Annotated in this window: 14 protein-coding genes; 10 read left to right on the top strand and 4 right to left on the bottom strand. The window is 45.8% G+C overall.

The window, feature by feature from the left end:
* Positions 1–237 precede the first annotated feature (237 nt).
* From M3629_RS24880 to M3629_RS24865, 4 genes are all read left to right on the top strand, one after another.
* Entirely contained in the window at positions 238–2,211 is a 1,974-nt protein-coding gene (locus M3629_RS24880) for an AraC family transcriptional regulator (protein WP_251511117.1), read from the top strand.
* 156 nt (positions 2,212–2,367) lie between these two features.
* Positions 2,368–3,402, top strand: a complete 1,035-nt coding sequence (locus tag M3629_RS24875) for an NAD(P)/FAD-dependent oxidoreductase (RefSeq protein ID WP_251511116.1) — start codon at positions 2,368–2,370, stop codon at positions 3,400–3,402.
* A gap of 273 nt (positions 3,403–3,675) precedes the next feature.
* A complete protein-coding gene (locus tag M3629_RS24870; protein WP_251511115.1) occupies positions 3,676–4,329 on the top strand; it encodes a hypothetical protein in 654 nt (217 codons plus the stop codon).
* Between the two features lie 538 nt (positions 4,330–4,867).
* Positions 4,868–5,344 carry a hypothetical protein gene (locus M3629_RS24865; protein ID WP_090922478.1) on the top strand — a complete coding sequence of 159 codons (477 nt, stop codon included), beginning with the start codon at positions 4,868–4,870 and terminating at the stop codon, positions 5,342–5,344.
* A 103-nt stretch (positions 5,345–5,447) separates the two neighbouring features.
* Here the strand turns inward: M3629_RS24865 and M3629_RS24860 are convergent, their stop codons facing one another.
* Complete coding sequence (locus tag M3629_RS24860) at positions 5,448–6,047, bottom strand: thymidine kinase (RefSeq protein ID WP_090922476.1); 600 nt, start codon at positions 6,045–6,047, stop codon at positions 5,448–5,450.
* A 177-nt stretch (positions 6,048–6,224) separates the two neighbouring features.
* Between M3629_RS24860 and M3629_RS24855 the strand changes: the two genes are divergently transcribed.
* Positions 6,225–6,437 carry a hypothetical protein gene (locus M3629_RS24855; protein ID WP_251511114.1) on the top strand — a complete coding sequence of 71 codons (213 nt, stop codon included), beginning with the start codon at positions 6,225–6,227 and terminating at the stop codon, positions 6,435–6,437.
* A gap of 24 nt (positions 6,438–6,461) precedes the next feature.
* Here the strand turns inward: M3629_RS24855 and M3629_RS24850 are convergent, their stop codons facing one another.
* Positions 6,462–6,809 (bottom strand): potassium channel family protein, encoded by a 348-nt coding sequence (locus M3629_RS24850; protein ID WP_251511280.1) that lies wholly within the window; start codon positions 6,807–6,809, stop codon positions 6,462–6,464.
* A gap of 52 nt (positions 6,810–6,861) precedes the next feature.
* Positions 6,862–7,179, bottom strand: coding sequence for a DUF2627 domain-containing protein (locus tag M3629_RS24845; protein ID WP_251511113.1), 318 nt, complete (start codon positions 7,177–7,179; stop codon positions 6,862–6,864).
* A 229-nt stretch (positions 7,180–7,408) separates the two neighbouring features.
* On the opposite strand from M3629_RS24845, the gene lpdA reads away from it, so the two are divergent.
* The 5 genes from lpdA to lipB all read left to right on the top strand — a co-directional run bounded on the left by lpdA (position 7,409) and on the right by lipB (position 13,320).
* Positions 7,409–8,833, top strand: coding sequence for a dihydrolipoyl dehydrogenase (lpdA, locus tag M3629_RS24840; protein ID WP_251511111.1), 1,425 nt, complete (start codon positions 7,409–7,411; stop codon positions 8,831–8,833).
* A gap of 142 nt (positions 8,834–8,975) precedes the next feature.
* Positions 8,976–10,004 carry a thiamine pyrophosphate-dependent dehydrogenase E1 component subunit alpha gene (locus M3629_RS24835; protein WP_251511109.1) on the top strand — a complete coding sequence of 343 codons (1,029 nt, stop codon included), beginning with the start codon at positions 8,976–8,978 and terminating at the stop codon, positions 10,002–10,004.
* Between the two features lie 2 nt (positions 10,005–10,006).
* A complete protein-coding gene (locus M3629_RS24830) occupies positions 10,007–10,993 on the top strand; it encodes an alpha-ketoacid dehydrogenase subunit beta (RefSeq protein WP_090922464.1) in 987 nt (328 codons plus the stop codon).
* 37 nt (positions 10,994–11,030) lie between these two features.
* Positions 11,031–12,497, top strand: a complete 1,467-nt coding sequence (locus M3629_RS24825; protein WP_251511107.1) for a dihydrolipoamide acetyltransferase family protein — start codon at positions 11,031–11,033, stop codon at positions 12,495–12,497.
* Positions 12,498–12,612: 115 nt separating this feature from the next.
* The gene (gene lipB, locus M3629_RS24820; RefSeq protein WP_251511105.1) at positions 12,613–13,320 is read left to right on the top strand and encodes a lipoyl(octanoyl) transferase LipB; all 708 of its coding nucleotides are present in this window, start codon (positions 12,613–12,615) and stop codon (positions 13,318–13,320) included.
* 33 nt (positions 13,321–13,353) lie between these two features.
* Here the strand turns inward: lipB and prli42 are convergent, their stop codons facing one another.
* On the bottom strand, positions 13,354–13,455 hold the full coding sequence (prli42, locus tag M3629_RS24815) for a stressosome-associated protein Prli42 (RefSeq protein WP_090922458.1): 102 nt from the start codon (positions 13,453–13,455) through the stop codon (positions 13,354–13,356).
* Positions 13,456–13,499: the final 44 nt, after the last annotated feature.

The raw sequence follows: 13,499 nt of genomic DNA, 5'->3' as shown, positions 1-13,499 counted from the left end.
TCATGGACTTTCCAAAATCATTTCCCGTATCGTTATTGAATACGATTCAATCAAGCCTTGTCTCCGCCTCTAGGTAGGCATTAATTCCACTCTAAATTTCGGTTGATAATGAAAATTATTATCACTTATAATTAGTATACTGTAGTGAACCGTTGCTACGCATATGCTTTATCAATTTTTTGCAGAATGATAACCCTTGTAAGGTCTATAGAGTGAGACAAGATTGGAGAGTATTTGATGCAATTAGACGAACAGATGAAATGCTGGAATCAAGCCGCTGTTAAGGTTCTGGATATCCGCCGAATCGTTATGGAGGCAGGTGCACAACGGAGTTCTTATACACTTCCGGCAAATGGGTTCATATATACGATTCGGGGATCTGCTCAACTTCAATTAGATGGACAAGTATACCAGGCGGAGCGATTTTACATGCTTCATGGGGCTAAAAGTTCTTCACTGGATATCCAAGCGAATTCTGATTTTGAATATATTCTGCTTTATTACAGAGCATTCATTGCCTTTCCTCGTTTTCGAAAAAAAATGTTATCGGCACAGCCTGAGGGTGCACCGTTCACCCTACAGTATGGATTTTCACCGAGCAGTCCGATGGGGCTGTTACGATATCTTAGTGAGATGGAGAAAGCTTGGGCACTGCGAACCAATTTAGATATGCTTCACACCAAAAGTCTATTTTATCAGTTCATTCATGAAATGATGGTGCAACTGGCCGAACAAGAGGTTCGAACAGAACTTGCGGACCCGATAAAACAAACCATTCGTTATATCCAGAATCACTACAGAGAACAGGTTACACTTGAGTTGCTAGCAGAGCAATTTAATTATAGCTCACGTCATTTATCCATGCGATTTAAAAGAAAGACGGGATATAGTCCCATCGATTACTTAATTCAAACACGGATTGGCAGGGCTAGGGAGTTACTCGTTCGCTCTGATGCAAAGCTCGGTGCTATCGCAGCAGAGGTCGGTTATTCGGACGTGTACTACTTCAGCCGTATCTTCAAGAAATATGTAGGCATGTCTCCAAGCCTATATCAAAAGAAAATGAGGGAAGAAGGAAGAACTGAAGATCGTCCATTGCATTTATCCGAATCGTCCATTGGCTGGACCTTGAAGCCGAGATATATTGATTATGATAATCATTATCAATATAAAGACGGAGGGTTTACACCGATGAAAAGAAAAAAATCGAGCGCCAGCATGATCATGATTGCAATATTAAGTTTAACGATGCTTCTTACGGCCTGTTCTTCAGGTACCGCCAATACACTTTCAGCTGGAGAAGGAACGGGTGCCAGTTCCACTAACAGTAGTTCATCAGTAACAGCAGAGACGGGAAGTCAAGAAAACAAAGATAATGAAACACGCACGGTCTCCACCATAAAAGGAGATGTTATCGTTCCGGCTAATCCGAAAAGAGTTGTTGTGCTGTATCTTCAAGGTGATGTGGTTGCACTTGGAGTCAAGCCAATCGCTACATCAGATGTATACGACGGGGCTGCTTACAAGAGTGAGCTTGAAGGTGTGAATTCACTCGGTACCTGGTTCGAACCGAACCCTGAAGCGGTCATTGACCTTGATCCTGACCTGATTATTGTTCCGTCGGAAGAAACGTATAACACGTTAAAAAATATCGCACCTACGGTGTACATTCCGTACGAGAAAATGACAACGGAAGAACGGCTTCACAGCATAGCCAGCATTTTTGGCAAAGAGAAGGAAGCTGAAGTCTTGATTAACAACCTTAACAGCAAAGTGGAAGAGAGTAAAAAAACTCTTGCAGACGCTGGTATATTGGATAAAACCATTTCCATTATTGAAGGCGGACTAAAAGGTATGGTCGTTGTCGAGAGCAAGCAATTTGGTCGGGGTTCTCAGGCAGTCTATGAGTATTTGGAGATGAAAGCTCCTAAAGTAGTACAAGACAAAATCGATGTCGTATCAGACGAAGATGGCTCTACAATCTCAATGGAAGTTCTTCCAGAATACATAGGTGACTATGTGTTCCGCTCTGTGTATGAAGGGGCAGATGTTCTAACGGATAATCCGATATGGCGTAACATCAAAGCGGTCAAAGAAGGTCGGTTAATCGAGATTGATTTTGATTTCTTTTATTATTCAGACATCTATTCCATCAATAAACAACTTGATTTTGTTGTAGATAAACTGTTGTCTGCTCCAAGGGCACACTAATTGGAGTGGAAATCGTGCACATAAGGTTGGTTAAGCAGGAAGGTAAAATAATATAGGCATTGTAATTTGAACTCATTTCCCTTAGACTTAAACGATAATGAGAATCAATATCATAATAATAACTACCATAGTCGAGTGGATGGAGGTCCTGTAGATATGAATCAGGAGTTGGAGCTTTATGATGTAACGATTATCGGAGGCGGCCCGGCGGGCATGTACTCTGCTTTTTATAGCGGTATGCGAGATATGAAAACGAAATTAATTGAGGCACGCGACAGATTGGGAGGACGCATGCTATTTTATCCGGAAAAGATGATCTGGGATGTTGGAGGGGTAACGCCCATCCTGTGCGAAGATCTGATTAGACAGCTGGAGCAGCAGGCGCGTACATTTGAACCGACACTTGTGTTTGAACAACAAATTGAAGGATTTGAGCGTAAACCGGATGGCACCATTTTGCTCACTTCTGCTACAGGTGAGCAGCACTGGACACGCACTGTCATTTTGGCAATAGGATATGGGATATACAAAATGGCAAAACTGGGGCTTGAAGGCGCAGATCGCTATGAAGTATCCAATCTACATTATACGGTGCAAGAGCTCGAGCCATTTCGCGGTAAACGAGTGTTAATCTCAGGCGGGGGAGACTCCGCTGTGGATTGGGCGAATGAGCTAGAGAGCTTGGCTCAGCAGGTAACGGTCGTACATCGACGTGATCATTTCGGAGGACTGGAACGGAACGTGTCGCGTATGAAAGAATCCTCGGTTGACGTGCGGACACCGTATGCAATTGAGAAATTACACAGCATAAGCGGGGATATGATCGAACAGGTAACCGTTACACATATGGAAAGCGGAGAGACGGAGATGCTCGAAGTGGATGCGGTGATTGTCAATCATGGCATGAAGAGTGATTTTGGCCCCATTCGTGATTGGGGATTAGACTTGGGTGAATGGCATGTGAGCACGACCGAAAGATTGCAGACGAACATACCTGGCGTTTTTGCCGCGGGTGATTTCGTCGATTACGGGAGCAAGTTGTATCTGATCGCGGGTACATTTACGGATGCAGCTCTGGCCGTCAACAGTGCAAAGTTGTATATGGATCCAGAAGCCGAGAAAGTAGCGTATGTCTCTTCTCACAACAGTCGCTTCAAAGAGAAAAACAAAGCACTTGGCGTTGTAGAGTAGGTTATATTACGTCAAAACAAGATCTGAACTCAAAATAACTTCGGGTATTTCCATTTTCCGGGGTTATTTTTTGCTTTATGCGGGTATGAAGTAGGTAGAATTGCACAAGATAGAACAGTCTTCGAACAGGTTTTGAATTGAAGATCAGCTCTAAACCGTCTATAATCAAAAACTACAACAGGCTTGCGCGAATAATAATAAGTTTTCACATCCTGCTTGTTAGCTTACAAACTCAAAACCGAATTACAATTCGACAAGGGTGGAGTGCAACACATGAAAAAAAGTTCATCATCCGGACAACAAAATACTACGTTCATTCAGCGATTACTTCATCATATGAATATGAAAAGAGTGAAATGGTCCGAGGTTTATCTCGCTACTGCCGGAGCACTGCATCGTTTATTGGTCGAGGGCCGCCGTAAACGAACTGCTGTAAACAGGCAACAACAGGACATGCCTCTTAGTGAATTAAAAATGTTAAAGCTCGAGCCAGGAGACATCGTATATACACCAAGCTCGGAATCAACTTATTATGCCGGGCATATGGGCATTATTGGTCTGGACGGAAAGGTGTATCATGTGCATCCTTACGGGCCGGTTTTTGCGGATACATTGGACTGGTATCTCACTCGCTTTTATGAAGGGGATCGCTTTATTGTATTCCGTTCCAAGCTCCATCAGGTGGGTATGCGGGCAGCAGAATGGGTTCAAGAACATTACAAGCAGGTGAAGTTCTACCGCTTGCAAACGAACCTTCTAAGTATCGAGCGAAATTATTGTTCCAAATTCATATATCAGGCATATAAGTTTACATCCGGACTGGATCTGTGGGGACGAAAGTTCGCTAAACTGAAGCAGGGGTTCATCTATCCTTTCCGAATTGAACGTTCATCCGATCTGGACGTACTGGGCACATTTTATAAATAAAACGATGACTGAAAAAACCGATTAGGCCGCTGTTTCTCGGGTGTAGAGAATACTGTTGTCTACGGTTTTTTTTAATATGTACTGAGATTAAAACAGGAAAAACACTCGAAACGTCGAATAAAATATGAGATCGGCACGCACAACTTGGAATCGTATACATAACAGGTGGCGCGATTTTGCAGTCCAAGGAAAAAACGACGACAAGGTAGGCGAACAAGAAAGAGTGAAGCGAATATGAATGGGCTGGGCTTCTTACGAAGATTTCGGAGGCAGCAAAACGTAGTGAAGCTATCGGACTACACCCCAAAAAAGGAGAGGAGGAACTTTTGTTCCGTTTGCAGAAAGCCTGTGAGAAGGGTTGTGTATTATGCTGCTCCGCAGGGAAATGTTACAGGTGTATGCAGTTCTTGTAAGTCAATAGCGACGAGAGAGGTATGTATCCCATTTAATAAGAAGAAATGCGCTCAGGAAACAATATTTTTTTGATTTATGCGCGTTTTTGTAGTACATTAGCAAATGTATTCGAAGGAGGATTCTAATGTACTCAGGAAGACAAGACGATACTTTATACATCATGACCTACACCTTAAATAGCGGTATCAAGGGTACGGTTCCACTGTCTAATAAGCAGATTGTTGAATGGCTCGATTGTTATAGAAATGAGAGACGCTTTGTAACGGAGATCGGCAAAGAGTTTTTTGGATTAAATGCAGGTTTGGTCGCGGATTTTAAAGTTCAAAATCATTTATCCGATTATCAGCAGACGATCATGCCAACGCAACAGCAGGATAACCTGGAACGTCTGTCAAGTGCTTATAAATCCACCGAGCTATTAATGAAAATTGATTGTAAATGCGGCACAGCCTACGTCACGGAATCTCCTTATAAGCGAACCAAATGGTATTGCACAAAATGTAAAGAGATTGTATTTCTGGACGCCAAAAAAGGAATGGTCGAAACGTCACGTGGCGATGCATATTACATGACCAACAAATATTTTGTTTCCCGTGATTAGCGGGAAGTGATTTGGAGAGCATCGCACACAGCGGTGCTTTTTTGTGCCTATTCTTTTGCTGACAATAAAAAAAGCCCGATTGGGCTTTGGTACTGAGTGTATCTTAGGATGGGCATTCCACTTTGTGGGGAGGAATAAAGCAGCAACGACAGCGGGGCTCATAAGCCTCCGAATCGCCAATCATGACAACTGGACCCAAGGTAACAGGTTCTCCGTTAACAATTCGCTGGGTAAAGGCAGCATCCGGGCTGCCGCATACCGCGCAGAATGCAGAAAGTTTCTCAATATCATCAGCCATGGCGAGCAGGCCACCGATATATCCGAATTCTTTTCCGCGATAATCCATGTTCAGTCCATCCACAATCACATGTTTGCCACAGTAGGCCAGTTCAGAGACAAGTTCCATAATGGCACTGCTGAAAAACTGAACTTCATCAAAGGCTACAACATCGGCATCTATGGTTTGATTCAGAATAGTCTCTACAGATTCCGGCGTTAATTGCCGGGGAATGGAATGGGCAGGAAGTCTGTAGCCGATCCGGCTTACGATCTCGTCCTGAGCGAAACGATCATCCTCGGCTGGTTTGTAGGCAACGACTTTTTTACGGCCAAATTGAATAAGTTTCTGACAACGGCGAATAAGTTCACCAGATTTTTCACTGAACATGGGTCCAGTAATTACGGTAATACGTCCAGTTTGCACGGTGCTGCTACCCCTCTCGCATACGGAATTCAAAAAAAAGCGACCATTACAGATTACCACATCTTCTTTGGAAAGAGCCAGAACTAATATGAATCGGTTTGTGTTACTATATGGATGGTTACGATGTTGGTTCCGAAAGCCCGAGCCACTGGATTCATCCGAAAAGAGGTGTTATCAATGAGCGAAGCATTAACTTCACTGAAGCAGCGTTATGAAGAGTTGAATGAACAAGGCAAGCTAGATGAAGCTGCCCGGACATTATTTACCGAACTATTGAAAGAAGCAGAACGGCTACAGGCTAGCAATCTAACGCTACGTAGAACGATCTTGAAATCCTCGTCAAAAGAGTCACGCATGTCGACTAAACTTCGGGATGCTTTGTATGAATGAAGAGAACACGATAGATGCGCATAATTACTTTGCGTCTTTTTCTGACTTGATCCTGTGAGGGAATAGAATACCAGCTGTGATTCTGGCAATCATGGCAAAGGTAAGGCCAATGCCCGCAAACATATAAATTACGGTAAAAGCCTTGCCAAATCCGGTTGAGGGCACGAAATCGGGATGTCCCACCGTTGTCAGAGTAACTGCACAGAAATACAAGGCATCAATCCAATGAAGCCCTTCGACACGGGTGTAAAACAGGGTGCCAGAGAGTAAGGTAGCTGCTGTCAATACGAACAAAGCCAAAAATTTCGGGTCCTTGAATGCATGGAAAATGCCTTTAAGCAGACGCTTTAATGTCAGTAAAAAGGAAACCATCATGATCCATCCTGTCTGTATAAAGTGTGTGAAAAAACAAAAAAGCCCGGAATTATGAACTGCTTCCGGGTGTTTCAACCTGTTCGGACTGTTTTTTCGAGCGGAAACGTGGTCCTACATAATTGCGCTTGCGGTCACGGAACAGAATCCAGCCCCCTAGAAAACTCATACCTGCGGCAAAAAGGACAAGTCCACCCAGGAATGAGAGCCACTGAAAGCCGGGGGCGATCATGTCGTTTCCATGTTCGGCGTAATATAGAAACAGGGCATCTTTCATCATGAGAAAACCCTTCATGGCCATTAAGCCTGGTATAACGAGTACAACAATTGCGAGAAATCGCGCAAAAACTACTTTTGTATTCATGAGCATTATACCCTTTCTGCCGAGTAGACATAAAATAAAGGTTACGCTTACAGGGAATCCCTGCTTATATCATAGCTTGGAATGTACAGACTGTCCATGCGAGAATGGTCAAACTTTGAGTTGACTGCGCAAGGAGAGTACAATGGCATATAGAGGGTAGGCAATATATTAAGGTAACACCGATCATTTAATTATTATTTATATTAAAAATGACTATATAGAGGAGAGCACAGAGATGCCAATACCATGTGATGTTGCCGTACTAGGAGGAGGAACGGGCGGATATGTTGCTGCCATCCGTGCCGCGCAACTGGGCAAAAAGGTAGTGATTATTGAGAAGGACAAGCTAGGTGGAACTTGCCTGCATCGTGGATGTATCCCAAGCAAGGCGCTGCTAAAAAGTGCCGAGATGTATGCTGAGATTCTGGATAGCGAGAGCTACGGCATCGAGACAACAGGAACAACGCTTGTGTTCCCGAAGGTCCAGGCGCGTAAAGATGCGATTGTGGAGCAACTTCATCAGGGCGTTCAATATTTGATGAAAAAAAATAAAATCGAAGTCGTGCACGCCAAAGGACGTGTGATTGGGCCGTCGATCTTCTCACCACAGAGCGGGGCTGTAGCGGTGGAGTATGAGGACGGCGAGATGGACACGGTTGTTCCAACGAACCTGATTATTGCTACGGGCTCACGTCCACGTGTGCTACCGGGTCTTGAACCGGATGGTCGATACATCATGAGCAGTGATGAAGCGCTCCGCATGGACGAATTGCCAGCTTCAATCCTCATTGTGGGCGGTGGTGTCATCGGTCTGGAATGGGCCTCGATGCTGAATGACTTTGGCGTGAGTGTGACGGTGGTTGAGACAGCGGCTCATGTGCTTCCTGCAGAAGATGAGGATATAGCAAAAGAAATGCAACGTTTACTTGGTAAACGAGGCGTGCGTTTCTTGACTGGCGCTAAGCTGATGACCGACAGTTACCACACCGATGATCAGAACGTGAACATTGACGTGCAGCTTGCGGGAGATAAGGTAGAAACGCTGACGGCTGAAAAAATGCTGGTGTCTGTTGGGCGTCAAGCTAATGTTGAAAATATCGGACTTGAGAATACCGATATCAAAGTGGAACGAGGTTTTATTGCGGTTGACAAACATCTGCAGACTGGAGAAGGCCATATCTATGCGATTGGTGATTGTATCGGCGGGTTACAGCTTGCTCATGCCGCAAGTCACGAAGGCATCCTTGCAGTCAATCATCTTGCTGGTGAGAGGGTGCATCCGGTTGAAGCACATCGGATTCCGCGCTGCGTGTATACACGCCCAGAAGCTGCTAGCATTGGATTCACCGAGAAAGAAGCTAAGGAACACGGATACGAGATCAAAATCGGCAAGTTCCCATTCCAGGCCATCGGCAAGTCTTTGATTCACGGAAGTCGCGATGGATTTGTGAAGGTCATTGCGGATGCCAAAACGAATGATATTTTGGGGGTACATATGATTGGTACCCATGTTACGGAATTGATCGCTGAGGCTGCATTGGCACAAATGCTGGATGCAACGCCATGGGAAGTCGGACAGACCATACACCCGCATCCTTCATTGTCGGAAATCATGGGCGAAGCGATGTTAGCCGTGGACGGAAAAGCGATTGGAATGTAAGCCGGACATGCCCTATTGAGAAAGGTACTTTCCTTTTTTGGGCAAAAGGGATTATAATAAGGTTAAGCCAAGTCTTAGTACCAGGTTATAAGAGTGGGTAGTAGGACTTGCAAAAGGCTTTGATTAAAAGGAGGTACCTCATATGAGTTCACAAGGTACTGCAGATGCGGTTCATCGACATCAACAACTGGGACTTACCGATGGAGAAGTTTTAGATATGTACAAATACATGCTGCTTGCACGCAAGTTTGATGAACGTTGCTTGCTCCTGCAGCGGGCTGGCAAAATTAACTTTCACGTTTCCGGTGTAGGCCAGGAGGCAGCGCAAGTCGGGGCGGCTTTTGGTTTGGACCGTGATCATGATTACTTTTTGCCTTATTACCGCGATTACGGTTTCGTTATGGCCGTAGGTATGACACCGCGTGAGCTGATGCTGTCTGCTTTTGCCAAGGCGGAAGATCCAAACAGTGGCGGCCGGCAGATGCCAGGCCACTTTGGTTATAAGAAACTGCGTATCGTTACAGGATCCAGTCCGGTGACTACACAAGTTCCTCATGCGGTCGGATTTGCGCTTGCTGCCAAAATGCAGAAGAAAGAATTTGTTTCTTTTGTTACCTTTGGGGAAGGTTCAAGCAACCAGGGAGATTTCCACGAAGGCGCAAACTTTGCGGGTGTGCATAAGCTGCCTGTCATCATTATGTGTGAGAACAATCAATATGCAATCTCGGTTCCGATTCACAAACAGCTTAGCGGCAAAATCTCGGATCGTGCACTGGGCTATGGTTTCCCGGGACTTCGCGTAGATGGCAACGATGCACTCGAAGTGTACGCGGCTGTGAAAGAAGCGCGTCAGCGTGCTATTGCTGGTGAAGGTCCAACGCTGATTGAGGCGATGATGTATCGTCTGTCTCCACACTCCACTTCGGATAATGATTTGGCCTACCGGACGAAGGAAGAAGTTGAGGAGAACTGGAAGAAAGACGGCGTACTTCGGATGAAAAATTATTTGATTGAATGCGGCATCTGGGACGAAGCCCGGGATGCGGATCTGGCTTCCCAGCTTGCGCTGGAAATGAAAGAAGCAACTGAATATGCAGACAATGCGCCATATCCTAAACCTGAGGACACGCTGACGCATGTCTATGCAGACAGCGAAGAAGGGGGACGGTAATCATGGCTATGATGGAATATATTGATGCAATCCGTCTCGCAATGAAAGAAGAGATGGAACGGGACGAGAATGTTTTTGTTCTTGGCGAGGACGTCGGTGTAAAAGGTGGCGTGTTCACCACAACCAAAGGGTTGCAGGATCAATTTGGCGAGATGCGTGTCATGGATACGCCACTATCTGAATCGGCGATTGCCGGTGTAGCCATCGGTGCGGCCATGTACGGCATGAAGCCGATTGCGGAAATGCAGTATTCGGACTTTATGTTGCCGGCAACAAATCAGATTATTAGTGAGGCGGCCAAAATCCGCTATCGCTCCAACAATGATTGGAGCTGTCCAATTGTGATTCGAGCGCCAATCGGTGGCGGGATCTTCGGCGGCTTGTACCACTCCCAATGTCCGGAATCCATCTTCTTTGGTACACCGGGACTCAAAATCATTGCTCCTTACTCGGCGTATGACGCGAAAGGTTTGCTGAAAGCGGCTGTCCGCGACCCGGACCCGGTACTCTTTTTCGAAAATAAAAAATGTTACAAGCTGATCAAGGAAGATGTGCCTGAAGATGATTACATCGTTCCAATCGGTAAGGCCAATGTGCTTCGTGAAGGTGCCGATATTACAGTTATCGGGTACAGTCAGCCATTGCATTTTGTTATGCAGGCCGCTGAGGAGCTGGAACGGGAAGAAGGTATCACGGCACACGTACTGGATCTGCGTACACTGCAACCGCTCGACCGTGAAGCGATTATCGATTCTGCCCGGTTGACAGGCAAGGTGCTGATCGTGCACGAAGATAACAAAACCGGTGGTGTAGGCGCAGAAGTGGCGGCGATCATCAGTGAGGAATGTCTGTTTGATCTGGACGCCCCTATTCAGCGTTTGTGCGGTCCAGATGTACCAGCTATGCCAATCAGTCCTACGCTGGAGAAATTTTATATGCTGAGCAAGGATAAAGCCAAAACAGCCATGCGCGAACTTGCAGCGTATTAATCGATAAAGATAGAACAAAGTTTGGAGTGATAAATCAATGGCTGAACGTATGAAATGGATCGAGGTCATTATGCCGCAACTCGCGGAATCTCTGGTCTCGGCTACCATAGGTAAATGGTTGAAAAAACCGGGTGACCGCGTGGAGCAGTACGAGCCGATCTGTGAAGTCATTACGGATAAAGTGAATGCCGAGATACCGTCTACGGTGGATGGCATTATGGGTGATCTATTGGTGGAAGAAGGAACGACCATTGCGGTGGGTGAGGCCATCTGCCGTATGCAAGTCGTTGCTACGGATGAAGATACGGCGGAACAAGTGACACCTGTTGCGAGCGAGCAGCAACAATCGCAGCAAGCTCAGGTACAGCGTAATGCAGGACAATCTCCTGCTGGCGGATCAAACGCAGCGGCTTTTGACCCGAATCAGCCGATGCGCCATCGTTATTCTCCTGCGGTACAATCCCTTGCAGCAGAGCATGGATTGAATCTGCAACATGTTCAGGGAACAGGGGCAGGCGGCCGGATTACACGTAAAGACGTGCTTTCTTATGTTGCACAGGGTGGCCAGGCAAATACAGAATCAGCGTCCGTACAAACATCTAATGTTGCTACTCAGGCTTCATCGTCTTCTCCGTTCAGTGGAATCAGAGATACCGGTGCAACTACGTCATCGATATCTATGAACGGTGTAACTGGACAGACAGTTCCTGCATCCGATGCGGGCGTTCCTGTGCGTCATTCCGGAATCCACCTGACCGAAAGTCCGAAAATTCCACAGATTGAAGTGGAAGGCGGCGGACAAGGAAGATCAGAATATTTTATCGATGTTACCCCTGTGCGTAATGCCATAGCGCGTAACATGCGTCAAAGTGTATCTGAAATCCCTCATGCGTGGACGATGATTGAAGTGGATGTAACCAACCTCGTCATGTTGCGCAACAAATTGAAGGATGAGTTCAAACGGAAAGAGGGCATCAACCTGACCTATCTTTCGTTTATGATGAAGGGTGTCGTCAATGCGATTAAAGATTACCCGATCATGAACTCGGTATGGGCTGTTGATAAAATTATTGTGAAGCGGGATATTAACTTGTCCATGGCTGTGGGTACAGAGGATTCGGTGCTTACTCCGGTCATCAAACAGGCCGATCAGCGTAATATCGCAGGTCTCGCTCGCGAGATTGATGATCTGGCTCGCAAGACCCGTGAAGGTACGCTGAAGCTGGATCATATGCAAGGCGGTACATTTACAGTGAACAATACAGGTTCATTTGGTTCGATCTTGTCCCAGCCCATTATCAACTATCCACAGGCCGCTATTCTTACCTTTGAATCCATTGTGAAGAAGCCAGTGGTCATTAATGATATGATCGCGGTGCGGTCCATGGCTAACTTGTGTCTTTCTCTGGATCATCGGATTCTGGACGGGGTCATCTGTGGACGGTTCCTGCAACGTGTTAAGGAGAACCTGGAAGGCTACAACATGGAAACAAAAGTGTATTAAGTTTATGATAGAACCACGGGAAAGTGTATGTGCCTCAGGCCGTGCACTTTTCTGGCTGTCTAGAGACAGACTTATTTTCATATATTAAACCATGGGCAGAAGGATGTGGGGAAACATGGGCAGACCGCTGAATGTGGCATACATACCGATGCTTGATTATGAAGCGGCATGGAATCTTCAGAAATCAATTGTGCAGCAACTGGACGAAGGCGAAGGTCCGGAACAGATGTTGCTTTTACAGCATCCACCAACCTATACCATTGGTTCGCAGAACCATCCGGAGCATCTGCTTTGGAGTGAGGAAGAGTTGAAAGCACAGGGCATCTCCTTGTTTCAAATTGATCGCGGCGGTGATATTACTTATCATGGACCGGGTCAATTGGTAGGTTACCCTTTGTTAGTACTTGGTCGGGATGAGGAACTGGATCTGCATGCTTACTTGCGTAAACTGGAGCAGGTGATGATCGATTATCTTGCCGATCAGGGCGTTGAATCCGAGCGCAAAGAGGGATATACAGGCGTATGGATCGGTGATCTGAAGATTGCGGCCATCGGCATTAAGTTTAATCGGTGTAAACATCGACGTGGATTTGTGACGAGTCACGGGTTTGCTTTTAACATTACCTCAGGCATTCAAGAAGCTGGGTTTCAGGGTATCATTCCATGCGGAATTGAACAGTATGGAGTGACTTCTTTGGAGGATATCACGGGGGAGTCATACACGGTTGAGCAGGTAGCCCGGGATATTGTACCTTATTTTCAGCGTATATTCCCATATGATCTGATATGGAGTACAGAAAAAGAAGCCCTCCATCGTCTGTAGACAGCGCGTTAGAAGAGCTTCAGGTCAGGGTGACTATCCAAACAGCAACGGTTCCAGTGCGATGAAAAGAGTGGAGCCAACCATAGCTGCCAGCATGAGATAGATCACAATTTTGAACCATTTCTTATTTTGCATGAAGAGAGAACTCCTTTCAGAACTTTTGAACAAGCCATAGTACC

The organism is Paenibacillus polysaccharolyticus, from assembly GCF_023714295.1.
Classification (GTDB): domain Bacteria; phylum Bacillota; class Bacilli; order Paenibacillales; family Paenibacillaceae; genus Paenibacillus; species Paenibacillus polysaccharolyticus_A.
Note: the sequence above shows the minus strand (reverse complement) of the source record. Positions and strands in the feature narration are given on the sequence as shown.